The organism is Sphingomonas sp. GW821-FHT10C01 (genome assembly GCF_059415525.1).
In genome coordinates this window covers 735224-760145 of sequence record NZ_JBWKNK010000001.1, presented here as the reverse complement: position 1 = coordinate 760145, position 24922 = coordinate 735224, and the positions used below count along the sequence as shown (strand labels likewise).

General features: G+C 66.7%; 16 protein-coding genes. 5 read left to right on the top strand and 11 right to left on the bottom strand.

Going from position 1 to position 24922, the window contains the following annotated elements; all coding sequences use genetic code 11:
* Positions 1 to 5: 5 nt before the first annotated feature.
* Both AC07M1_RS03690 and AC07M1_RS03685 read right to left on the bottom strand, forming a co-directional pair.
* The gene (locus AC07M1_RS03690) at positions 6 to 1715 is read right to left on the bottom strand and encodes a ShlB/FhaC/HecB family hemolysin secretion/activation protein (protein ID WP_495161211.1); all 1710 of its coding nucleotides are present in this window, start codon (positions 1713 to 1715) and stop codon (positions 6 to 8) included.
* 343 nt (positions 1716 to 2058) lie between these two features.
* A complete protein-coding gene (locus AC07M1_RS03685; RefSeq protein WP_495161210.1) occupies positions 2059 to 3222 on the bottom strand; it encodes a helix-turn-helix transcriptional regulator in 1164 nt (387 codons plus the stop codon).
* Positions 3223 to 3442: 220 nt separating this feature from the next.
* On the opposite strand from AC07M1_RS03685, the gene AC07M1_RS03680 reads away from it, so the two are divergent.
* The 4 genes from AC07M1_RS03680 (at position 3443) to AC07M1_RS03665 (ending at position 7657) form a co-directional block, all read left to right on the top strand.
* On the top strand, positions 3443 to 4123 hold the full coding sequence (locus AC07M1_RS03680) for a LuxR C-terminal-related transcriptional regulator (RefSeq protein ID WP_495161209.1): 681 nt from the start codon (positions 3443 to 3445) through the stop codon (positions 4121 to 4123).
* Positions 4110 to 6032 (top strand): sensor histidine kinase, encoded by a 1923-nt coding sequence (locus AC07M1_RS03675; protein WP_495161208.1) that lies wholly within the window; start codon positions 4110 to 4112, stop codon positions 6030 to 6032. Before AC07M1_RS03680 ends, AC07M1_RS03675 begins: the two co-directional genes overlap by 14 nt.
* A 95-nt stretch (positions 6033 to 6127) precedes the next feature.
* Positions 6128 to 7165 (top strand): 4-hydroxyphenylpyruvate dioxygenase, encoded by a 1038-nt coding sequence (hppD, locus tag AC07M1_RS03670; protein ID WP_495161207.1) that lies wholly within the window; start codon positions 6128 to 6130, stop codon positions 7163 to 7165.
* A 135-nt stretch (positions 7166 to 7300) separates the two neighbouring features.
* Entirely contained in the window at positions 7301 to 7657 is a 357-nt protein-coding gene (locus AC07M1_RS03665; protein WP_495161206.1) for a Rieske (2Fe-2S) protein, read from the top strand.
* Here AC07M1_RS03665 and AC07M1_RS03660 read toward each other — a convergent pair.
* The 9 genes from AC07M1_RS03660 to AC07M1_RS03620 all read right to left on the bottom strand — a co-directional run bounded on the left by AC07M1_RS03660 (position 7654) and on the right by AC07M1_RS03620 (position 23790).
* Positions 7654 to 9126: a flavin-containing monooxygenase gene (locus AC07M1_RS03660; RefSeq protein WP_495161205.1), complete on the bottom strand. Its 1473-nt coding sequence runs from the start codon at positions 9124 to 9126 to the stop codon at positions 7654 to 7656. The genes AC07M1_RS03665 and AC07M1_RS03660 overlap by 4 nt on opposite strands.
* Positions 9127 to 9520: 394 nt before the next feature.
* Complete coding sequence (locus AC07M1_RS03655; protein ID WP_495161204.1) at positions 9521 to 13714, bottom strand: translocation/assembly module TamB domain-containing protein; 4194 nt, start codon at positions 13712 to 13714, stop codon at positions 9521 to 9523.
* Positions 13714 to 15846: an autotransporter assembly complex protein TamA gene (locus AC07M1_RS03650; RefSeq protein WP_495161203.1), complete on the bottom strand. Its 2133-nt coding sequence runs from the start codon at positions 15844 to 15846 to the stop codon at positions 13714 to 13716. The genes AC07M1_RS03655 and AC07M1_RS03650 overlap by 1 nt, the downstream gene beginning before the upstream one ends.
* Before the next feature lie 118 nt (positions 15847 to 15964).
* Positions 15965 to 18070 (bottom strand): malate synthase G, encoded by a 2106-nt coding sequence (locus tag AC07M1_RS03645; protein WP_495161202.1) that lies wholly within the window; start codon positions 18068 to 18070, stop codon positions 15965 to 15967.
* A 75-nt stretch (positions 18071 to 18145) separates the two neighbouring features.
* Positions 18146 to 18598 carry a MarR family winged helix-turn-helix transcriptional regulator gene (locus tag AC07M1_RS03640; RefSeq protein ID WP_495161201.1) on the bottom strand — a complete coding sequence of 151 codons (453 nt, stop codon included), beginning with the start codon at positions 18596 to 18598 and terminating at the stop codon, positions 18146 to 18148.
* An 85-nt stretch (positions 18599 to 18683) separates the two neighbouring features.
* Positions 18684 to 19982, bottom strand: coding sequence for an MFS transporter (locus AC07M1_RS03635; RefSeq protein WP_495161200.1), 1299 nt, complete (start codon positions 19980 to 19982; stop codon positions 18684 to 18686).
* 41 nt (positions 19983 to 20023) lie between these two features.
* A complete protein-coding gene (locus AC07M1_RS03630; RefSeq protein WP_495161199.1) occupies positions 20024 to 20815 on the bottom strand; it encodes a 2-keto-4-pentenoate hydratase in 792 nt (263 codons plus the stop codon).
* Between the two features lie 66 nt (positions 20816 to 20881).
* Entirely contained in the window at positions 20882 to 22321 is a 1440-nt protein-coding gene (locus tag AC07M1_RS03625) for a mannitol dehydrogenase family protein (protein ID WP_495161198.1), read from the bottom strand.
* A complete protein-coding gene (locus tag AC07M1_RS03620; protein ID WP_495162809.1) occupies positions 22318 to 23790 on the bottom strand; it encodes a UxaA family hydrolase in 1473 nt (490 codons plus the stop codon). The genes AC07M1_RS03625 and AC07M1_RS03620 overlap by 4 nt, the downstream gene beginning before the upstream one ends.
* 74 nt (positions 23791 to 23864) lie before the next feature.
* On the opposite strand from AC07M1_RS03620, the gene AC07M1_RS03615 reads away from it, so the two are divergent.
* Positions 23865 to 24884 carry a LacI family DNA-binding transcriptional regulator gene (locus AC07M1_RS03615; RefSeq protein WP_495161197.1) on the top strand — a complete coding sequence of 340 codons (1020 nt, stop codon included), beginning with the start codon at positions 23865 to 23867 and terminating at the stop codon, positions 24882 to 24884.
* Positions 24885 to 24922: the final 38 nt, after the last annotated feature.

The window sequence follows — 24922 nt, the reverse complement described above, 5'->3', positions numbered from 1 at the left end:
TTCCTTCACGAGATCGACGCGGACAGGCTGATGAGGAATCGGTCGCTGGGTTTGGGTGCGGCTGGCGCGGCCCGGTCGAACGGATGCGCCCATGCGGCATCAATCGAGAGCCACGGCGCGAACTGCGCACGCACGCCAAGGCCCGCCGAACGCAGGCGCGTGTCGCCCGCGCCGGGGCCGATATTGGTGAGCCTCGCGGCGTCGGCGAAGCCATAGGGGCGCAGGGCGATCCGCTTGCCGGCCGCGATCGGCACGGTGGTCAGCTCAAAGCTCGCGCCCAGCGCACGATCGCCCGAGGCCGCCGACGGATCATAGCCGCGCCCGATCGACAGGTTGCCGGCCGAGAACTCCTCATAGGAGAGCAAGGGCACGTTGCTGTACTGCCAGCTTCCCGAAACGGTCGCGACGAGCGGTCCGAACAACCGCCCGCCGACCGCCCATTCCGCGCGCAGTACCGCGGCGTCGGGCTGGCCGCCGAAGCGCGATGCGACGCGATTGCCATAGGGCGACGCACCCAGCGCGTTCAGCCCCTTGCGCAATTCGATCGATCCCGTCGCGGCCACCGAATGGCTGGACAGCTCAGCCGGTGCCCAATGGCCGTCAAGCCGGGCGAACAGGATACGCAGCTTGTCTTCGGTCAGCGTGGTGATGCCGCCGCCGAACTCGACCTTCTGGTCGATCCAGTCGAGCCCGCCCGACAATGTGAGGTTGTGGCGGCGATGGCGGAGCAATGGGTAGCTCAGCCGCGCATTGCCCGCGAAGCTGTTGCCGAGCAGCTTGAGCGCCGAGACGGCACCGCCCGGCTTGGTCCGCGCCAGCGACCCCGACAAGCCGAGCGTCAGCCCCTCGCCGCCGATCTTCACGCTTTCGCTGACCTGCAGCACACGCTGCTCGCTGCTGCCGAGCGTACCATAGCCGACGATTGAGGTACGCTCGCCAAGCCCGGTGAGACTGTTGAAATCCACCCGCGCGGTGGCGAGTTCGCGGCCGATCGAGGCCGAGCCATAGTCGTTGATGCTGAAGCTCGCCGCGAATGGCTTGCGTGAGACGGCGATGTCGAGTTCGACCGCGCCGTCGCCGCCCGCCGCCTGACGCAGCGACGCCTGGACCGACACGCCCGGAATGTCCGAGGCGAGCAGCAGATAGCGCTGGGCGACGTTGAGATCGAACGGCACCAGCCCCTTGAGCTTGTCGAGATGGCGCGCGACCTGGCGCTGAGCGGGTCCGGCGTTACCGCTGTAATTGACCGAGGTGACATGCGCCTCGGTCACTTCGAGGACGATCCGCCCTTCGGCGATACGCTGTTCGGGGATATTCACCGCGGCGAGCACGCCACGGCGCAGATAGAGCGACGCCACCCTGTCACGGATCGTGCAGATCGTGCTGACCGGCAGTTCCTGTCCCGCCAAGTCGCGCCACGCGAGCGCGAGGCGATCGTCGTCGAGCGCCAGCTTGCCGTTGGTGCCGCGAAACTCGACGCCGCTCAGCGTGAATTTGAGGTCGCTGCCCGCAAAGGCGCACGGCCCCGCTTCGATATTGCGGAACAATTCGCCGCGCGGCGCCGCTGGAATCGCCGGCTGGCGTGCCGGGTTCAGCTCCTGCCGCGAAGGTAGCGCCTGCTGTGCCTGGACGGGCATCGCTACCGCCGTCCCCACCACCAGCAACGCGACGGCAATGGGCAGGCGCCCGCATACGGCATGACCAGCGTACGTCATCAAACGGCTTTCATTCTGAGGAAACGGACAGGCGGGATCGCCGCGCGCCCCTTCACCGGCGTCAGCGATCCCGCGCGGGCTAGGTACAGCAGGTGGAGTGGGGCGTCTGTCGCTACTAATAGTGACAGAAACGAAATTACGTTACGGAATGCTGGATTCAAGCCTTTGCGCGGGCGCCTGGCCGAGGGCCGAGCAAGCGGTCTACGCCAAGTGACTCGAGCTTCCATCGCCCCCCTCCCCCTTGCCGTGCAAGGGCCTCGGCACGGCATGGAGCGGGATGGCTAGGCGGGGAGCGGCATGGGAAACAGCTCCCATATGGGGGTGGTGCTGCGCGCGCTTCGCGCTAGCTGAACCCGATCGATGGAACCGACATCGCCAGCCGGACCAGATCCAGCTGACGATGGCAGCCGGTCTTGCTCTGGATGGTCTTCAGCCGCGTCCGCGCGGTCGAAAGCTGGATGCCCAGCTGCTCCGCCGCCTCGTTCAACGGCACCCCGCCAATGACGGCGTCAGCCAGCCGCGCCTCGGCCGGAGAAAGGCCGAACCGCTGCGCGATCCACGCCACCGCGTTGAGCGGAGTCTGGTCAGGGTCCGAAACGACAAGCAGGATCTGACCCGGCGCCGCGGTCAGACCGAACTCGCTCGGGGAAACCAGGGGCCAGAGCATCGCATGATAGTGGGCGTCACCGTCCCGCCGCGGCAGCATCGTACCGGCAAGACCGGCGTCGCCCCGCACCGGGCCTTCGGGTAGCATGGCGCACGCGGTGATCGCGTCGTCCAGGGCACGGCTGCATCGCTCGTCGAAGCTGCGCAGCCGGCCATGGTGGTTCAATGTGACGCCGTCGGCGCGCGCGATCAGCGCTTCCGCGCTCCGGTTCATCGACCGGACACGCCCGTCGCGGCCGAGCACGAAGGCGGCGTGAACCCAGCCGTCGAACACCGCCTGCGGTGCGCGCGCTGCCGATCCTGCCTCGATCAGCGTCCGTCGCAGCTTGAACGCCCGGCGCAGATGCGGCGCGAGCAGACCCAGCAGTCGCATCTGATGCTCGCGGCGAGCCTCGTCGTCGCGATGATCGCCGAACGACAGCGAGGCCCAACCTTCGGGTTCGCGCTCCAGCACCATGCCGGTGCCATAGTGGCCCAGCCGATGCGGCCGCATGAAGTCGTTGTAGTGCTCGCTCGCGAACAGTTCGGCATCGCCGATGATCGCTTCGCTGCGCGTGGGCAGGCCGACCTGGTTGCCCGGCACGAAATCGACATAGGGGCTGTTGGTGAAATAATAGGCCGCATAGTCGCGCAGCGCCGCATCGGGATAGTTGGCGACGATGCTGAGATCGCCTCCGGCGCCGGCGCTTTCGTGGCTGAACAGCATCACGGTCAGGTCCGGGTAGATCGCCTCGATCCGGTCGACGAACCGGCGCCACAGCTGAGGGTCGAGCGCGGCTTCATAGACGCCGCCGACCAGCTCCGCCACGAACGTGGGTGTCAGGGGTTCCGGGCGTGGCATGATGCGACTCGTTTCTCCGCCGGACCAAAAGCGGAAATCTAACGCCGCCAGGACTGCGGAACAAATTGTAACGCGAGCGAAATCGTGCGTATGTCGCTATTCCTAGCGACAGAAACCGGCGGGATCGATGGTACAAGGCCGTAGTTCGGGTGTCCGCGCGCGTACGCCCGATCGACGCTCCGGCCGCGCGACTAGGCGTGGACCGATCCAGGATGCTCCGATGGCCGTTTCCGTTCCACCGCTCCTCAACGTCGCGCTGGTCGAGGATGACGTCGCGTTCCAGAACAGCTTCGCCGCCGCGGTCGCGGAGACCGGCGACATGCGGCTGGTCGGGATGGCGCATAATGTCGCCCAGGCCCGGCTGCTGCTCGCCGGCGATCCGCTCGACGTGCTGGTGGTCGACCTTGGCTTGCCCGACGGTTCGGGGATCGACGTGATTCGCGCGGCACATGCCGCCTGGCCGCAATGCGGGATCATGGTCAGCACCACCTTCGCCGACGAGAAGCATGTCATCGCCTCGATCGAGGCGGGGGCGGCGGGCTATCTGCTCAAGGACAGCTCCGCCAAGAAGATCGCCGATGAGATCCGCGCGCTCCACGCCGGCGGCAGCCCGATCAGCCCGCGGATCGCGCGCCAGATCCTCTTGCGCTTCCGTCCGACCGATCCCGAACCGCAGCCGCCCGAGCAAACCCCGGCGTCACCGCTCGCTTCACCCCTCTCGCCGCGCGAGCGCGAGGCGCTTGAGCTGATCACCAAGGGGTTCAGCTATGACGAGATCGCCGATCTGATGCAGGTCTCGCGCAACACGGTGATGACCTTCGTCCGGCGCATCTACCAAAAGCTCGAAGTCCATTCGAAGGCCGAAGCGATCTACGAAGCCCGGAATCATGGGATTCTCTAGCTATCTGCGCACCGTGTTGTTCTATGCCGGCATCCTGCTGCTGGTCCTCGGCGGCGCCTGGCTTGCCGGCCGGCCGCACGGAATCCACCTGACCCAGGCACAGCTGCTGACCCAGGATACTGACGGCTACACGCCGCCGTCGCGTCAGATCGACTGGCGAAGCATCCCCGGTGAGTGGCGCACGGTCGCCATGCCCCACGCCCCGCGTCCCGGCGTTCCGACCCAGCCCGGCGATGCGGGCCTGTTGCCGACACGGACCAGCTGGTATCATTTCCAGCTCGACCCCGCCCGGCCCGTACCGCCCGATTCCTATCTCTACGTTCCGCGCTGGAAGACCGACGGCGAGATCGCGATCTATCTCGACGGCCGGCTCTTCTACCAGTCGCACGCCAATCTTCAGTGGAACGGCTCGAACCGCCCCTTGTGGATCCCGCTTGAGGATGCAGCGGAGACCACGCCGCCGCGCGAGATCCTGATCCGGATCCGCCATGTCCGCGGCATGGGCGGCGCGCTCTCATCGATGTGGGTGGGCGACTATTCGCAGCTTGGCGCCGCCTATCAGGTCCGCAATTTCTTCCAGACCGAGCTTCCCTATATCGGTTCCGCGATGTTCCTCGCGACCGGGGTCTTCGCCTTCTTCGTGTGGCTCAAGCGGCGGCGCGAGACGCCCTATCTGCTGTTCGCGGCGATGACCGTCGTCGTCTTCCTGCGCGTGATGCACAGCTATATGGGCATGGACCGGCTGCCGCTCTCCGATGCCTGGTTCGGCTGGTTCACGGTCAATTCGATCGCGTGGATGATCCTGATCGTCCAGCTCTTCCTGATCCGGCTCCACCATCACCGACAGCCGCTGCTCACCGCCGCACTCGCGACGATATCGGTCGTGAGCAGCCTGGTCACGCTGCCCGTCTTCGCCGGCACGTTCGATGCGACGGTGATCGCACCGGTGATCTATGTGACCATGGCGATTCTCAGCACGCTCACCTTCGGCATCGGCCTGTACCGGAGCTGGCAGGTGCAGTCGCGCGAAGGCGTCGTCCTCGCCGGATGGGGCCTGCTCAGTGTCCTGCTCGGCGGTTACGACATCCTGCTGCAGAACAACCTCGTCAATATCGAGGGCCTGTTCCTCAACATCTATGCCGCGATCGGCCTGATCATCGCCTTCTGCCAGATCATGCTGGGCCGCTACACAAGCGCGATGAGCGAGGTCGAACGAGCCAATACCGTCCTCGCCGAACGGCTGGCGGAGCGCGAGGCGGAGCTCAACGCCAGCCACGAGAAGCTGCGCGAGATCGAACGGCGCGAGGTGCTGTTTCAGGAACGCCAGCGGCTGATGCAGGACATGCATGACGGTCTCGGCTCGTCGCTGGTCAGCGCGCTGCGCGTCGTCGAGCATGGCCGCATCGACGAAAGTGAAATCGCCGACCTGCTCAAAGGCTGTATCGACGACCTCAAACTCACCATCGACTCGATGGAGCCGGTCGAGACCGACCTCCTATTGCTACTCGGTACACTACGCTTCCGCCTACAACCCCGCCTCGAAGCAACGGGCATCAAGCTAAGGTGGGAAGTGGGCGACGTGCCGCCGCTCGCCTGGCTCGACCAGCGCCATTCGCTGCATATCCTTCGTATCCTGCAGGAAGCTTTTACCAACGTCATCAAACATGCTGGCGCAAGCGAGATCCGGGTGACGACCGAGGCACGCGACGGTTTCGTCCGGGTCGGGATCATCGATAATGGACATGGCTTCGATGCAACCTCCACCAAGGACGGGCGAGGCCTTGGCAATCAGGCGCGCAGAGCGGAAGCGATCGGCGGCCGGATCGAGATCGCGTCACAAGCGGGCGGCACCGTCGTCACGCTGCTGCTGCCGATCGACAGCCAGGGCGGAGCACGGGAAGCGACCTGAGATGCGTCAAAGCCCGGACGGCTCGATTTAGTATCAATTGACACCAATTAGACCCAGGTCTAATCTCAGCGCCTGTTTTCCGGAGCGCTGAACCCATGACCGACCCTGCCAATCCCCTCGGCCTCAACGGCTTCGAGTTCGTCGAATTCACCTCGCCCGACCCGGCGGCGATGGCCGCGCAGTTCGAGCAGCTCGGCTTCGTCGCGAGCCACCGCCACCCGACCAAGAACATCACCCGCTACAAGCAGGGCCGCATCAACCTGATGCTTAACCGCGACGATGCAGGCCGAGTGGCAAAGTTCCGCGGCGAGCATGGCCCCTCGGCCAGCGCGATGGCGTTCCGCGTCGCCGACCCGGTGAAGGCGATGGAATGGGCGCTGGCGCACGGCGCCGAGCGCACCGAAGAGGAGGACACCGTGATCCTCGGCATCGGCGGCTCGTACCTCTATTTCATCGAGGACGGCCACGATCTGTACGAGAATTGGGCCGAAATCCCCGGCTGGCAGGAGGCTGAGGCTGCCAACAACGTCGGCCTCGACCTGCTCGACCACCTCACCCACAATGTCCGCCGCGGGCAGATGCGGGTGTGGAGCGAGTTCTACAAGACGCTCTTCGGGTTCGAGGAGCAAAAGTATTTCGACATCAAGGGCCAGGCGACCGGCCTGTTCAGCCAGGCGATGATCGCCCCCGACAAGGCGATCCGCATCCCGCTCAACGAGAGCCAGGACGACAAGAGCCAGATCGAGGAGTTCATCCGCGAATATAAGGGCGAGGGCATCCAGCATCTCGCGCTGACCACATCGGACATCTTCGACACGGTCGAGCGGCTGCGCGCGCGCGGCGTCAAGCTGCAGGACACGATCGAGACCTATTACGAGCTGGTCGACAAGCGCGTGCCCGGCCATGGCGAGGACCTGGAGCGGCTACGCAAGAACCGCATCCTGATCGACGGCAATGTCGGCGACGAGGGCATTTTGCTCCAGATATTCACCGAGAACATGTTCGGGCCGATCTTCTTCGAGATCATCCAGCGCAAGGGCAATGAAGGCTTCGGCAACGGCAATTTCCAGGCGCTGTTCGAGAGCATCGAGCTCGACCAGATCCGCCGCGGCGTGATCAAGGTCGACGCCTGAGACCGACGCCTGACGAGTTGGAGAGGAGAGCCGGGACCACCCGGCCCCAATTCCTTCCAAAGGGGGAAGGAACGGATGCGGGAGTGGCCCAAGCACCACTCCCGCATCCAACGTTTCCGGATAAGATCAGCACGCATGAGCGAACGCCTTTCCTCGACCCCGCCGGGCGTCCGGCTCGGCCCGATCGAACTGATCGCCGACGGCGCCGCACGCAATTTCGTGCTGGAGATGAAGGCGGGCCGCTTCCACGGATTTGCCGTCCGCAGCGGTGACACCGTCCATGGCTATGTCGACCGCTGCCCGCATATGGGCCTCCCCCTTGCCCAGCAGCTCGACGCCTATCTCACCGGCGACCGCGGCCTGATCCAGTGCAGCTGGCACGGCGCGCTGTTCCGAATCGATGACGGCGCCTGTGTCGGCGGGCCATGCACCGGCGCCGCGCTCACCCCATGGCCACTCGAAGTGCGCGACGGCGCGATCTTCACCGCCTAGGCAGCGGCCTTTGCCTTGGGTTCGGGGTTGGAGAACTCCATGCCTTCATCGATCCCGCCCCAGCGCAGCGCCACCAGGTCGAGCGCGTAATTCTGGTGGACCCGCCACGGCTTGCGATTCCCCTGCTTGGGGAATTTGTCCATTCCGCGCTGGACATAGCCAGAGGTGAAATCGAGGAACGGCTCCGGCTCGACATCGCCCGCGATGCGCGGCGTCGCCTGGCGCATGCCGCGCTTCTTCATCACATTGAGCAGGCGCGCGACATAGGCGGCGGTCAGGTCCGACTTCAGCGTCCAGCTGGCGTTGGTATAGCCGAAGCTGGAGGCAAGGTTCGGGATGTCCGAGTACATCATCGCCTTGTAACCCAGCGACTTGGCCGGATCGGCGAGCACCCCGTCGACCGTGAACGGGATGCCACTCATCAGCTGCATGTTGAGGCCGGTCGCGGTGACGATGACGTCGGCAGGGAGCAGCTCGCCAGACTTGAGGCGGATGCCGTCTTCCTCGAACGTCTCGATCTGGTCGGTGACGACCGACGCGGCACCATCGCGAATCGATGCGAACAGATCGGCATCGGGGACCAGACAGATGCGCTGGTCCCACGGATTGTAGCGCGGCGTGAAATGGGTCGCGACGTCATAGTCGTCGCCAAGTTCGGCGCGGACCATCTGGATCAGCCGCTCCTTGGTCTTTTCCGGCTTCTTGCGGGCGATCCGGTAGAAGAACTGACCGAGCGAGATGTTCTTGAGCCGGGTCAGACGATAGGCAAGCGTGCCGGGGAGCTTGGCGCGCAGCCAGTTGGCGATGCCGTCCTCGGACGGGCGCGCGACGATATAGGTGGGCGAGCGCTGGAGCATCGTCACATGCGCGGCGGTCTTCGCCATTTCCGGCACCAACGTCACCGCGGTCGCGCCCGATCCGATCACCACCACGCGCTTGCCGGCATAATCGAGGGATTCGGGCCAATGCTGCGGATGAACAATGTCGCCCTTGAACCGGTCGCGCCCCGCAAACTCCGGGAGGTAGCCGGCGGCGTAGTTGTAATAGCCTGAGCACATGAAGAGGAAGCTGCAGGTGAACGTCACCGGATCCTTATCCGGCCCCCGCTCGACGCTGACCGTCCAGCGCGCATCCGCCGTCGACCAGCTCGCGCCGGTCACGCGATGCTGGTGGCGGATATGCTTGTCGATCCCATGATCATGGGCGGTCTGGTCGAGATAGCGCAGGATCGACGGGCCATCGGCAATCGCCTTCGCCTGCGTCCAGGGACGGAAGCTGTAGCCGAGCGTGTACATGTCGCTGTCGGAACGGATGCCCGGATAGCGAAACAGGTCCCAGGTCCCGCCGATCCGCTCGCGCCCTTCCAGAATCACATAGCTGCGGTCAGGGCAGTCACGCTGGAGAAAATAGCCCGCGCCGATGCCCGAGATCCCCGCGCCCACCACCACGACATCGAAATGCTCGGTCATTCGCCTCTCCCAGGCAGATACTTACACTTGTGTAAGTTAAGTGCAATGCCGTTGTCCATGAGCAGTTGACGCGCCGTCGACATTACTGAACTCGATCGTTCACTTAATTGACAAAGCTGACGCGAAACGCATGTTTTTCGCGTCAAGTTGACACGTGTCATGCACGGGAGGTCGACCGGACATGGCTTGAACTGGCGCATGGGCTGGGCATAGCCGAATGCAGTGATGTAGGAAAACTCCACGCCCTGTACTTACACCAACCCGTCACCCCCGCCTTGTGCCAGGGTCCACCGGGGGGCAGGCGTGGGACAAGAGGCTCGACGGTCTCCGGCGCGGTGCAGTGGCTCCCGGCACAAGGCCGGGGGACGGGCTGGGGCGATGGCGTCCGAACCCGCTAATAGTCCTTCGAATATTTGAGGCCCGCGCGCGACCCGCCGGACGATCCCACTTGCGTCAGCAGGCTGAGCGCGCGGGTCAGGGCGATCTCGAGCTGGACGGCGGTATAGCCGCGCGCGTCGGTGATGATCTCGACATAGATATTGTCGGTCAGATACTGGCCCGCCGCCAGCGCCATGCCGCGACCGGTGGTGTCGTCCTCACCCAGAATGCGCAGCCGGTCGATCCCCGTCGCCGAGCGCAGCTGGCCGAGTGGGCCGAGCCCGCCCGAGGCGCGCAGCGAGTTGAGCGCGGCGGCGAGCTGGATCGCCTCCGTTGCCGACAGGTTCGTCACCGAGCTTCCGAACAGCAGGCGCGACAGCACCTCGTCCTGCGGCAGCGACGGCGTCGAGGTAAAGGCGATACGCGGCTGCTGGCCGGTACCGGTGATGTTGATGATCGCCGTTACCCCCTCCGCCGTGGTGCTCGCGGAGATGTTGATGCTGGGATCCGTCAGCGGCCCGCCTTCGAAATTGATGATGCCACGGGTCAGCTCGAAGCGGCGGCTCGCGAAACTATAGGTGCCGCGCACCACCCGCGCCTCGCCCGTCACGACCGGCGCCGCGGAGGTGCCGGTGACCTGCATCCGCGCGCTCCATTCGGATTCGAGACCCATGCCGTTCACGAACAGCCGGTTGTCGGCGACCACCGCGACGTTGAGGCGGAAGATGCCGATCGGCTTGCGCCGCACCGGGCGCTTGCCCTCCGCGTCCAATTCGCTCTTGCGATAGACACCGGTCAGCTCGGGCACCTCGACCACGCCCTGACGGACGATCTGATAGCGCGCATCGGGAATGATAATCCGCCCCTCGATCAGCCCGCCATCCAGCCCGTTGGTGATCCGCAGCTGTCCGGTCGCGGTCGCGCCGAGCGCGTCGCTGCGCGCCAGCCGGGCGTTGCGGAAGCGCGCGGTGATGTCGATCGGGAAGCCCTCGGCCGAGGACAGGCCGATGGTGCCGGTGGCGATCACCCGGCCGGTCCCCGCCACGGCGTTCATCTCGGTGATGTCGAGCGTGTCACTGTCGAACCGCCCCTCGATCTTCATCTGGGTCAAGCGCGTGCCCCAGGTCTCATTCTCATAAGTGAGGTTCGCGGCGCGCAGTTGGCCGGTCAGTTGCGGGGCACGCAACTGGCCCGAGAAGTCGGCCGCGACCGAGATCGGCCCGGCGACCGACTGGTTGGTGAATCCGGCGAGCGAGAAGAGTACCGCCGACGGGCCGTTATAGCGGATGCCGCCCGCCAGCGGCGCCGCCATCAGCCGTTCGCTCCAGGTCGCGCCGGGGCCGAGCGGCTGGAGTGTCGCGATCATCCGCCCGATCGTCGTCTGGCCGCGCTTGATCACGGCGCGCGCATCGCCGCCTTCGGGCAGCAACCGGCCGACGAACGCGATGTCCACCGGGGTCGAGACACCGGCGAGGCTCGAGCGGTTGAATCCGTCGACGTTGAGCCGCGCGATCGCGTTGGGGAAGCTGCCGTCGCTGGCCTGACGGAAGTCGAGCGAACCGGTCGCGCTGCCGCCAATCCCCAGCCCTGGCGAAAAGGCATTGGCGATCGCCAGATCGAGCTTGTCGAGGCGCGCCTGCAGCGCCAGCCCGTCGCCCCAGTTCCCGGCGATGCGCGCGCTGCCGCGGTCGAAGTCGATCTGGGTCGGGGCGAGCCGATAGCCCGGATCGCTCACCGCGATGCGTGCCGCCTGTGGCGTCTTGAAGCCGATATTGTTCGCGCGGCCGGACAGGGCGACGCGCCACAGATCAGGCGCGAATGCGGCATTGGCGCCGACACGGAACGGCACGCCCGACGACCCTTCGGCGAATGCCTGAGCCGTCCCGTTGCCGCCGCGATAGTCGATCTTCCCGCGCGCACGCGCGAGCACGAAATCGCCCCGCCGCAGATTGGCGATCTGCGCTTCGCCGGTGATTGCGGGCGCATCGTCGTAGAGCACGACGGTCGCGTTGACGATGGCGCGGCCGATGGTGAATTCGAGATCGCCGGGGATCTTGGCGTTCGCCGCGGTCGCACGCACCACTGCCTGCTGGTATTTGCCCTGTGCGCTCAGATCAACATTGCCGTTGATGCCCGATCCGACGAACGTCAACGCCCCCGCGAACGGCCCGGCGGCGGTCTGGGTCAGTTTGCCGGTGATGTCGGTTCCGGCGAACCGCGCGGTGCGCACGTCCACCGTCATTGCCTGCCCCATGCGCACCAGCACGTCGGCGGTGAACGGGCCGTAGCTCGTCCCGCCCTTGGCGGTGATCGCATAGGCATCGCCCTGCCCACGGATGCGCGCCTCCAGATCGGCGAGGCCCACGCCCATCCCCGGCTTCGGCGCACGCAGGTCGATCACCGGCGCGTAGAGCGTGCCCGTCACCCGCGCGAACAGCGGGCCATAGGCCTTGGACACGCCGTCGGCATTGAGCCGCAGCGGCCCGGCGGGATCATAGCTTCCCGAGCCGCGAACGACCGTGAGCTGCGGCGCGGAGAGCTTGAGATTGGAGAAGGTGATGATCCCGCTGGGGTTCAAGCCGACATCGACGCTCATCACCGCGTTGCCACCCAGGAAGTCGCGGACACCGGCGTTGAACAGCCTTGTACTGCGTCCGACGATCCGTCCCTTGATCCCCCAGCCCCCGCCTGGCGCGGCATAGAGGTTGGCATCGGTGGTCAGGTTGACGATGCCGATGGAGTCGATCTTGTAGTCGTTGACGCGTCCCTTGAGGGCACCGGCATAGCGGCCGGTGGCGATGTTGGCGGCGATGATCGCGGTCGCGTCGATCCGGTCCGAGCGGATGCGCAGATTCTCCGACAGGATCTGCGGTCCCGTGATCGCCAGATCGCCCGCCAGCGTGACATTGGTGAGCAAGCCCCCCGCGGCGGCGTTGAGGCCGGAAACCCGCTTCGCGCGCGCCTTGACCGGCACCAGGATGCGGTCGGCATTCACCCGCGCCAGCCCCTCGGCATAGAGACCCTCGACCACCGTCTCGCCAAAGCCCAGCGCGGCGGCCTGAAGCTTGTAGTCCACCACCGGCGTCGCGAACGGACCGTTCAACGCGACCGCGCCGGTCACAGAGCGGCCGTTGAGATTGGGCGCGATCGCACCGGGGGTCAGCAGGGTTCCCACCACCCGGAATTGGTCGAACGCGTTCTTGCCGAGGTCGAGTGTCCCGGTCGTCGCCAGCGCCATCGCCTTCGAACGCAGCCGGAGCCGCGTATCGATGCGCCGCTGATCGAGCGTCGCGTCGAGCGCGATCTGCAGGTTGGGCGCGGTCAGCCGCTCGACCGGCCCTTTCAGGATCAGGCCGGGCTGTGCCGTCCCGCGTACCTGAAACACGCCCTTGCGCGCGGTGACACCGAGATCGGCGAGCGGCGCGCCGCCGAGCATGCCGGTGGCGCGCCCCTGCCAATCGTTCCAGCTGCCGCGGCCATCGAGACGGGCGGCGAGCGGCGCCTTGAGCCCGGACAGTCCGGCAACCAGCCCGTCCGCCGGGGCGTTGAGATCCGCGCGCATGTCGAGCTTGTTCGCGTCGGGCACGGCGTCCAGCACCAATGTAACGAGATCGCCGCCCTGCCGCCCGAGCGTGCGCCCGTTGGCGATCACGCGCGCGCGCCGATCGGCGATCGACGCCTCGCCACTCAGCGTGGCGACATAGCGTTTGCCCGCGACCGGCGGGTCGAGCACCAGCCGCTCGACGCGGATGCGGCCGATATCGATGTCGAGATCGGGGAGATAGGGCGCGTTCGGGTCGCCCGGCTTCAACTCCGGCAGGCGCGCGACCTGGACCAGCGGGCTGGTCGCCGAGCGGATGTCGACATGGTTGTTAAGATAGGCGAAGGGCCGCCAATCGACCGCGATCGAGGGCGAGGTCGCAAACACCCCCTTGGAATCGCTGATGCGCACATCGCGCAGCACCATCGCGCCGTAGATCGATCCCTCGATCCGGCCGACCTTGATGTTGATCCCGCTTTCGGTGGCGTATTTCCCGATCTGGTCGGCGACGAAGCGCTTTCCGGGGCTGGTATTGAGGCCGAAGATCGCAAACGCGACGAGCGCGGCCAAGCCCAGCAGCACGATCGCCATCCATTTGGCGATGCGCTGCCACACGGGCGCGCGGGCCACCGCCATTTCAGATTCGGGCTGGATCGCCTCGTCGGCCATCAAAAGGCCTGCCCGATCGAGATGTAGAGCGCGACCTTGGACTCGCCCGGCTTGCGGTTGATCGGGGTCGCGACGTCGAGGCGCAGCGGGCCGAAGCTGGTGTACATTCGCGCGCCGACACCGAAACCGAACCGCATATCGGTCAGCTTGGGCAGGCCGCCCTCATAAACCTGTCCCGCATCGACGAACGGGACGATCCCGAAATCGCCGAAGCGGTAGCGCGCCTCGATCGCGAATTCATTGAAGCTGCGGCCGCCGATCGGCTTGCCGTCGGGCGCGCGCGGACCCAGTTCCTGATAGCCGAAGCCGCGCACCGATCCGCCACCGCCGGCATAGAAGCGCCGCGAGGGCGCCATGTCGTTGCGTTCGATCCCCTGGATCGTGCCGAAGCGGGCACGGCCGGCGAGCACGATGCTGTCCATGACGGGCTGGTAGATCGTCCCCTCAACCGTCGCGCGCGCATAGGGGCGGACCGCGCCGCGCACCGATGTTTCGGGACTGAGGTTGAGCTTCACGCGGAAGCCGCGTGTCGGGTTGAGCAGATCGTCGGACTTGTCCCACCCCGCGAACAACGGCAGCGCGGCGATGAAATAAGCGCCGCGGCGACGCTCGCCGCGGTCGAAATCATAGCGGTCCTCGCTCGTTCCGATCAGCTCGACGCCATAGCTATAGGTCAGCGGCTTCTGCCAGATCGGCGTCGAATCATAGGAGACGCGCGCGCCGAGCGTGCCGGTGAGGCCGGTGAACGCCTCGACATCCGTACGTTTCGCGGAAGCGAAGAGCTGGAAGGTGCGGTCGCGCCGCCCGGCATTGGAGCGGCGCATGGTCGCCGACGCTCCCTGCTCCTGCGTGCCCGCGACCCCGCTCAGAATCAGCGCGCCTTCGGGCGGGAACAGGTTGCGGTGCGTCCAGCTGACCTCGGCGCGCAGCCCCTGCCCGGTCGAGAAACCGAGCTCGCCCGCCAGCGTGCGCGGCGGTCCGGCGGTCTGCTTGACCAGCAGATCGACATATTCGGTGCCGTCCGCGCCCTTCTCCCCGGTCTTCACCGGTTCGACCGAGACGGTCGAGAACAGGCTGGTCGCGACCAGGGCATCGCGCAAATCGTCGACCTTGCTGCTGTCGTAGAGCTGGTCGCGATCGAAGCGCTTCAGCACGTCGATATGCTTCACGTCGAAGGCCTGCGTCCCCTCGGTCGTGATCCCACGGAAGCGCGCGCGCGGACCGATCGTGATGGGCAGCAGATAATCGCCGGTGTGCGTTTCCTCGTCGAGTAGGATGTCGCGTTCCCCGACCTCGGCGAACGGATAGCCGTTCCTCGGCAGCGCGAGGCTGACCGCGGCCTCCGCCGCCTGCACGCGCACGGCGTCGATCCGCTCACCAGTCTGGAGCTTGAAATGGTCGGCGATCAGGCTGGACGGTACCGTCGGATCGGCTTCGATCTTGATCGCGCCGAGCGTGTAGAGTGGCCCCGGCACCGCCGCGATCGTCACCGCGATCGGACGGGCGTTTCCGGGAACCTGATCGATCGTCGCCACCGCCGTCGCGTCATAATAGCCGAGCGTCTTCATCAGCCGCACGGCCAGCGCCTCGTCCTCGCGCGCGCGCGCGCTGATGATCGCGGCGTTGGCGGCCACGCCGTCGCCCTCCTCCAGCGCCGATAGCTCCTCGAACCGGTCGTCGAGGCTGAGTTCGTCGAGACCCGTGACGCGGGTCGAATAGCGGATCTCGACCCCGGCCCCGTCATCGACCACCATCGCCTCGGCGATCGGCGTGCTGTCGAATTCGCTGAGCGGCGGCAGCGGAGCGGCCAGCTCGGTCTCGTTCTGCCCCTGGCCCAGCGGCGTATCGACGTCGAGCGGATCGATCACGACATCCGCCGGCGGCGTCGCCGGATCGGCGGGTTTCATCTGCTCAAGCGGAGCGTTCATATCGTCGCTCAACGGCGGGAGCGACTTGTCGAATTCCTCGTCCGAAACGATCGGCTTGGTGTCGGGCGTGGGCGCTGACTGCTGCACCGAGCGGCGGACCTGCGGCAATCGCGGCTCGTCCGCAGGCGCGCTTTGCCCCGGCTTGCCCACGTTGGCGTTGAGCTGTGCGCTGGCCGCCATGGGTGCCAGCGCGCTGCTCGCCAACAGCAGGATCCCCAGTCCGACGCCCGAAATTGACCTGTCCTCCCAATGGGATCGCGAGACCCTACCCACTCGCTAACCCAACGAGCGAGCCGGGGGAAGGTTCAAGCGGTGGACCGCGCTAATTTCCGCCCCGCGCCTTCGCCTCGGCCCGGAATTTGTGCAGCAGCGGCTCGGTATAGCCGCTGGGCTGGGCGACGCCCTCGAACACCAGCGCGCGTGCCGCCTGAAAAGCGAGACTGGTCGCTTCGTTCCCGGCCATCGGCCGGTAGAGTGGATCGCCGGCATTCTGCGCATCGACCTTCACCGCCATCCGCGCGAAGGCGGCGTCGACATCCGCCTCGCTCGCGATGCCGTGAAGCAACCAGTTCGCCATATGCTGCGAGCTGATCCGCAGCGTCGCGCGATCCTCCATGAGGCCGATATCGTGGATATCGGGCACCTTGGAACAGCCCACGCCCTGATCGATCCAGCGCACGACATAGCCAAGAATGCCCTGGGCATTGTTGTCGAGCTCGCGCGCGACCTCTTCGGGCGTCCAGTTGCGGCCTTGCGCGACGGGAATCGCGAGCAACGGCTTGAGGCCCGGCACCGCCTCCCCCGCGATTTCCTGCTGCCGGGCGAACACGTCGACCTTGTGATAGTGCATCGCGTGGAGCGTCGCCGCCGTGGGCGACGGCACCCAGGCGGTGTTGGCGCCGCTCAGCGGATGACCGATCTTGGCCTCCAGCATCTCGGCCATGCGGTCGGGCGCGGCCCACATCCCCTTGCCGATCTGCGCCTTGCCCGACAGGCCATGGCGCAGGCCGATGCGGACGTTGCGGTCCTCATAGGCCTTGATCCAGCTCGACGCCTTCATCTCTGCCTTGGGGATCATCGGCCCGGCGCGCATCGACGTGTGGATCTCGTCGCCGGTGCGGTCGAGGAAGCCGGTGTTGATGAAGGCGATGCGCCCCTTCACCGCATGGATGCACGCGGCGAGGTTGGCGGAGGTGCGCCGCTCCTCGTCCATCACGCCGACCTTGATCGTGTGGCGGGCGAGACCGAGCAGATCCTCGACCGCATCGAACAGATCGTTGGTGAAGGCGGCCTCATCCGGCCCGTGCATCTTGGGCTTGACGATATAGACGCTGCCGGCGCGGCTGTTGCCGCGCGCTCCCAGCCCCTTGAGGTCGTGCAGCGCGATGGCGCTGGTGACGATCGCGTCGAGAATGCCTTCGGGCGCTTCGGCACCGTCGATCATCACCGCGGGTGTGGTCATCAGATGGCCGACATTGCGCACGAAGAGCAAGCTGCGGCCGGGCAGGGTCAGGTCGCCAGCGAAGGGGCGTTGATAGACGCGATCTTCGGCGAGGCGCCGGGTCAGCGTCTTGCCGCCCTTGTCGAACGTCTCGGTCAGGTCGCCGCGCATCAGGCCGAGCCAGTTGGTATAGGCGGCGACCTTGTCGTCCGCATCGACCGCCGCGATCGAATCCTCAAGATCGACGATGGTGGTCAGCGCCGATTCGAGCAGCACGTCGGCGATGCCCGCAGGATCGCCGCCGCCGATCACGGAGCCGCGATCGATCACGACTTCGAGATGCAGGCCGTTGTGGCGAAAAAGCAAAGAATCGCCGCGCGAGCCGACAAGCTGGCCCGGATCGGCAAGCGGCAGATCGCCGCCCGCGAAGTCCGCCCATTTCATGCCGGTGAGCGGCACCGCCTCGTCGAGAAAGGCCTTGGCCGCCGCGATCACCTGAGCGCCACGGTCGGCGTCATAGCCGCCCGGTTTCGCTGCACCCGGGAGCGCATCGGTCCCGTAGAGCGCGTCGTACAGGCTGCCCCAGCGCGCGTTCGCCGCATTGAGGACGAAGCGGGCGTTAAGCGCGGGCACCACCAGTTGCGGCCCGGCCATCGTCGCGATCTCCGCATCGACATTGGCGGTGGTGACGGCGAAGTCGCCCGGTTCGTCGACCAGATAGCCGATCGACCGCAGGAAGCCTTCCTGTGCCGCGGGGTCGGCGGCACGCACCGGATCCGCCGCGCACCAGGCGTCAATCTGCGCCTGAAGCAAATCGCGCGTGTTGAGCAGGGCATGGTTTCGCGGCGCGAAGCGGGCGAAGATCGCCGCCGTGCCGCTCCAGAACGCATCCGCCGCAATGCCCGGTCCGGGCAGCACGCGCTCCTCGATGAAGCGGGCGAGCGGCTCCGCCACCGAAAGTCCGGCGCGCGTCACGTAAGCGGTCATGCGAAACTCCTCCTGGGTAAGCTCAATCTGGCCCTGGGGAGGGATTGCCCGATTAGGCGAGATGGGGGTCCACGATCAACCCCCCGTTCCGATCGACGCCGCCACGCCCTCTACTCGCTCGAGCATGCTGCGCAGTTGCGCCTGCTCCGCGTCGGACAGGCTTTCGAAGATGCGGCGCTCCAGCTCCAGCGCCTTGGGCGCGACCTGGCGATACAGCGCCCAGCCGTCGATGCTGAGCTCGAGCAGGTGCGAGCGCTGATCGTCGGGATTGGGGGTACGGGTGACGAGGCCGCGCTCGTACAGCGAGATCGCGGCGCGGCTGACCGTCACCTTGTCCATCTGAGTATGGCCGCACAGCGACTGCTGGCTCATCGCCCCGAATTCAGCGAGCACCGTGACCAACCGCCATTCGGGAATGCGCAGGCCGAACAGGGCCTGATAGGCGCCGGCGATGGCGCCCGAAACGCGGTTGGACGCCACCGAAAGGCGATAGGGAAGGAACGCGTCGAGCTTGAGTGTTGCCGTCATAGGACAGTGATTGCCCCGTTCCTGCGACGGGCGCAATGAGAGCATTGCTTCATTGCGCCCAAAGCGGGACTACGGACAGATAATATCAAGCGCCAGTGTCCACTTTCACCGGCTCAAGCCGGGGCGAAAGCAGGTGAACTACCAGCAGCGCCACGAAGTACGCGCTGCCCGCGACCCAGAAAAGCGGCCAATAGACGCCGAGGCGATCGAGGATCTCGCCGGCATAGAAGGCCATCAGGATGCCGCCGACTGCGCCGACCGTGCCGCCGATGCCGACCACCGACCCGACCGCGCCGCGCGGGAACAGGTCGGAAGGCAGCGCATAGAGGTTGGCCGAGAACGCTTGGTGCCCCGCGGTCGCGACGCCGATCACCAGCACGGCCAGCCAAACGCTGCTGATCGATTCGGCGAACACCACCGGCAGGACCAGGCAGGCGCAGACGAACATCGTCACCTTGCGCGCATAGTTCGCCGACTTGCCGGCCTTCATCAGCCGCGACGACATCCAGCCGCCGAACACGCTGCCGACGTCGGAGATCAGGTAGATCGCCGCGAGCGGGATACCGAAGGTCAGCAGATTGAGGTCATATTGCTTGAACAGATAGCCCGGCAGCCAGAACAGGAAGAACCACCAGATCGGGTCGATGAAGAATTTCCCCAGCGAATAGGCCCAGGTCTCGCGGCGGGTCAGCACGGTGCCATAGCCGATCGGTGTGACCGGATCGGCTGGGTCCTGCTCGATCCAGGCGAGTTCGCCTTCGCTGACCTTGGGGTGCTGGCGGGGCGAGCGGTACATCGCCCACCAGGCGATCAGCCACACGAAGCTGATCACGCCGGTGACCACGAACGCCATGCGCCAGCCCCAGGCGATGACCATCAGCGGCACGACCAGCGGCGTGATCACCGCTCCGATATTGGCGCCGGCGTTGAACACGCCGATCGCGAAGGCGCGCTCCTTGGCCGGGAACCACTCGGTCACCGCCTTGATGCCCGCGGGGAAGTTACCGGATTCGCCGATGCCCAGGCCAAAGCGCGCCATCGCGAACTGGGTCATCGAATAGGCGCCGCCATGCGCGATATGCGCGAGCTGCCAGATGACGAAGGCAACCGCATAGCCCACGCGCGCGCCGACCATGTCGACGAACTTGCCGAAGCCGATGTAACCAATCGCATAGGCGATCTGGAACCAGATGATGACGCTGGCGAAATCGCGTTCGGACCAGTGGAGGTCCTGCATCAGCGTGGGCTTGAGCACGCCGATCATCTGCCGGTCGATATAGTTGATGACCGTGGCCGCGAACAGCAGCGCGACGATCATCCAGCGGTACCGCCCCGCCTTTGCGGCGGCCGCCGTGCGGATGCCCTCAGCCTGGCTCGCGTCCATTCAGTCTTCTCCTGTTACCGCCCCGGTGGCCGGGGTCGGGTTTATCGAGGCCTGGCCGCTTCGATCGAGCAGCTCACCCGCATGTCCTTGAAGGTCGCGGTGACGGTGGCGCCGACAGGCACCTCATGTACACCGGTTACCGCTCCCGACGAAATCCACTGCCCCGCCGTCAGCGCGACGCCGCGCGCGGCCGTGCTTTCGAACAGGAAGCGCGCCGCGCCGACCGGTCCGTCGAGCATCGCGCGCGCCGTTGCCGCACCCGCCTCGACGCCGTCGATCGACAGCGTCACCGGCCAATCGATGAAGTCGAGGCTGCGCCAGTCGGCGATCGCGTCACCGACGACGAGGCCGTAATTGTTGCCGAAGTCAGAGATCGTCACCAACGGGCCGAGCGCGTTGATTCCGGGGAAGGGCGAACTCGCCACCTCGATCCCGACATGCACCGCGTCGATCAGGTCGGCGGCTTCCTCCATCGTATAACTGGTCTTGGCCGGATCGGGCGCGCGGGCAACGCGCAGCAGGAATTCGGCCTCACCGGCCGCGAAACCATCGGCGAAGACGGACATGACCGGGTTTTCACTGGTGCCGTCACGGACGCTGTCGGTGAAGATCGGGCCGGCGAGGCGATTGGTGCCGAGCTGCCCGTCGAGCGGCGGGTTGATCCGGCCGACCTTCCAGCCGGCGACCTCGCCACCCGTCAGCAGGCGCGCCCGGTCCTGGATCGCATAGGCATCGTCCAGCGAGGCGGGGGGCGTACCGGGATAGTCGGGCAATCCGGTGGCCGTGCGGCGCGCCGTGACAAAGGCCTGCGCGATCGCGTCCAAATTACTCATCCACCCCTCACTCTGTTCTCGATTGGACGGGGTAATGGAAACCGGTGTCATTGACAAGGGCCGCAATCAGCGGGCGAGCAACGCCTCCACACGCCCTTCGGCGAGAGCCGCGACCGCCTCGCCTACCGCTGCGCGGAAGCCGGCATGTTCGGAGATCTCGGGGCGGAACACCGAATCGAAGGCGAACAGCCGTTCGACGAGCTGGTCCGGCGACGCGCCTGCCGCCGCATCGGCGAGCGGCCCGGAAAGCGGATCGGTGATCGCCTCCCCGGCAGCGGCACGGCGCGCGATGAAGTGCATCCATGCTGCTACCGGTACCGCCAGCCGGTCGATCGGACGCCCGGCACGGATGGCGGCAGCCGTGGTGTCGAGCAGGCGATAGGGTAGTTTTTGCGAGCCGTCCCAGGCGATCTGCGACAGCAGATGACGGATGGCGGGGTTGCGGAAGCGGGTGAGGACCGCCTGGGTATAGGCGGCGTGATCGAGGCCCGCGACGGGATCGAGCACGGGCACGATGTCCTGCAGCGCCAGCCGCTCGGCAAAGGCCGCGAGCTGTCCCTGCCCCATCGCGTCCGCGACCGTCTCCAGCCCCATGGCGAGACCGAGATAGGCAAGGCTGGAGTGAAGTCCGTTGAGGATGCGCAGCTTGGCACGCTCATAGCCGCCGACATCGCCGGTCAGCGTCGCGCCCGCCCCGGCAAGATCGGGCCCGTCTGCCAGATCGTACCGCCCGATCACCCACTGGGTGAAGGCCTCGCGCTGCACCGTCGCGCGGTCCGCGACGCCCAGCTCGGCCGCGACCCGGGCATAGAGCGCGTCGTCGCTCGCCGGGGTGATCGAATCGACCATCGTGTCGGGGAAGGCGGCGGTATCGGCGATCCACTTCGCCAGGTTGGGATCGCGCTCCGCCGCCAGCGCAATTGTCGCCGCGCGCAGCTTGCCGCCATTGCCCGAGAGATTGTCGCAGCACAGCACCATGAACGGATCGGCGCCCGCCGCGCGCCGCGCCGCGAGTCCCTGAACCAGCCAGCCGACAAAGCTCCTCGGCTCGCCGCCCGCAAGATCGGCGACGATGTCCGGATGGTTCATGTCGAGCGTGCCGTCGCCGGCGAGGCAATAGCCCTTCTCGGTCACGGTGGAGGTGACGATGCGTACCTGTGGCGCGGCCAGCAGTGACGCAACCCGCGCGCCGCCGCCGGGGCCAATCCATTCGCGGTGCGCGCCGATCACGCGCATCGACGGTTCGCGGTCGAGCACCGCCAGCGTGTAGAGCCCGTCCTGTGCGGCGAGCGCCTCGACCGTGCCGCCCGAGCGCAGCGAGACCGCGGCGATGCCCCAGCGCGGGTCGCTCACCAGCACGCTGTCGAAATAGCTCGCCTGATGCGCGCGGTGGAAGGCGCCGGGACCGAAATGGACGATTCCGGTCGAAACCGTTGCGGGATCATGGGCGGGCTTCGCAACCGCCGACGGCAGACCGGCGAGTGTTTCCAGCGACAATCGGTTCAAAGCGTCACACCCCGTTTCCAGATGGCAATCTCGCGCTCGCCATTGCGTTCGGCGGCGGCTTCCTCGCCCGATGCGATCGCGGCGATGCGGGCGAGCAGCGCGTCGGCGGCGACGTCCATCCCGTCGTTCAGCACCTGCCCGGCGTCGAAGTCGATCCAGCCCGGCTTGCGCGCGGCAAGATCGGAGTTGGACGCGATCTTGAGCGTCGGCGCGGGAAAGCCCAGCGGCGTACCGCGACCGGTGGTGAACAGGATCACCGTCGCGCCCGCCGCCGACAGGGCGGTCGAAGAGACGGCGTCGTTCCCCGGTGCCTCGAGCAGCGTCAGCCCGGTGCGCTTCACGCGGTCGCCATAGTTGATCACGTCGGTGACGATCGCCTGCCCGCCTTTCTGCACCGCGCCGAGGCTCTTTTCCTCCAGCGTGGTGATGCCGCCGGCGATGTTGCCGGGCGAGGGATTCTCCGACACCGGCTCGCCGTGATCGATAAAATAGCGTTTGAAGCGGTTCACCAGCCCGCCGATCGCATCGAAGGTTTCGGCATCGGCGGCGCGCGCCATCAGCAGCTGTTCGGCGCCGAAGATCTCGGGGATCTCCGTCAGGATCGCCGATCCGCCGGCATCGGTGACGCGATCGGCCATGATCCCGACCAGCGGATTGGCGGTCAGCCCCGACAGCCCGTCCGACCCGCCGCACTTGACCCCCAGCACCAGCCGGTCGAGCCCCATCTCCTCGCGCCGCGCGGTCGCGGCGAGCTGCGCCAGTTCGAGCGCCTTCTCGACGCCCTCGGTGATCTCGTCGGACGAGGCCTGCGCGCCGACGGTACGGACGCGGGCGCGGGTCTCTTCGGGCAGGGTTTCGAGCAAGGCCGAAAGCTGGTTCGACTCGCAGCCCAGCCCGACCAGCAGCACGCCGCCGGCATTGGGATGCTGCGCCAGCGCCGAGAGGATGTTGCGCGTGCCGTCGAGATCGTCGCTCAGCTGCGAACAGCCGAACGGATGCGCGAAGGCGTGGACGCCATCAACGCCCGCGGGCAGCAGCGCCTCCGCCTTGGCCGCGATCTTCTGCGCGGTGCGGCCGACGCAACCGACGGTGGGCAGCACCCAGATCTCGTTGCGCGTCCCCGCCCGGCCATTGGCACGCGGATAGCCGCGCCAGGTCAGAGTGGACGCCGCGGCCTGCGCGCGCTCCGCCCCGGCCCCGCCGCCATAGGCCGCCTCCCCCGCCAGCGCGGTCGCGACATTATGGACATGGACGTGATCGCCCGGGGCGATCTCTGCGGTCGCCTGCCCGATCGGGAAGCCGAACTTGAGCACCGGATCGCCCGGCGCGTGCGCCACCAGCGCGAATTTGTGCGCACGCGGGATCGCGTCGTTGAGCGCGACGCCCAAGACCGCCTCGCCAGCAGCAAGGTCGCGCAGCGCGGTGGCGACGCTGTCGGCGGCATGGATACGAAGGGCGGCGGGATTCATCATACGACTACCGGTGTCATTACGCGAGCACAGCCCGATTGGCTAGGCCCCGGATGCACGCTATGCACTTGAGCATGAAGAAAAGCGCGCAGGCGACGATCAACGACGTGGCGCGACTGGCGGGGGTCTCCAAGAAAACCGTCAGCCGCGTGATCAACCGTTCCCCCCTTCTCAACGAGGAGACGCGCGAGCGGGTGGAGAAGGTGATCGCCGAGATCGGCTACGTCCCCAATCCGCAGGCGCGGGCGCTGGCGTTGCGCCGCAACTTCCTGATCGGGCTGATCCACGACAACCCCAACCCGCACATGGTGCTCAACGTCCAGCAGGGGCTGCTGGAGGTGCTACGCGACACCGAGTTCGAACTGATCGTCCACCCGGTCGACCGCGGATCGACGACGATGCTCGACGATATCCGCCGCTTCCTCGAGCGCCAGCGCCCGTACGGTGTGATGATCCTGCCGCCGATCAGCGAGAATGATTCGCTCGCCGCTTTGTGCCAGGAGATCGGCGCGCGCTATGTCCGCATGGGTTCGGCGAGCTTCGACGACCCCGAGCATATGGTCGCGTCGAACGACCGTGAGGTGGTGCGCGGCGCGGTCGCGCATCTGGTCGAGAACGGGCACAAGCGCATCGGGCTGGTGCTTGGGCCCCACGGCTTCCGCTCGGCACTCGAGCGCAGCCAGGGTTACGAGGCCGCGCTCGACGATGCCGATATCCCGATCCAGCGCACGCTGATCGCGCAGGGCGATTATACGTTCGAGTCCGGCATGCGCGCCGCCGAGCGCCTGCTCGACCTCTCCCCGCGCCCGACCGCGGTGTTCTGTTCGAACGACGCGATGGCGGCCGGCGTGCTCCACACCGCGCGCCAGCGCGGCCTCGATGTACCCCGCGACCTGTCGATCGTCGGCTTCGACGACACCTCGATCGCGTCCTATCTGTGGCCGCCGCTGACCACGGTGCGCTGGCCGATCGCGACGATGGCGCGGGCGGCTGCGCTCAAGCTGATCGGCGATGGCGAGGATGAGGAGAGCGGGGAATCGCTGTTCGTCTCGACGCTGATCCGACGGGCATCGGTGGCGCCGCCGGCGGAGTGAGGGGCGGCGCTTCTGGGTGGAAAATGCCTTTAGGGTAA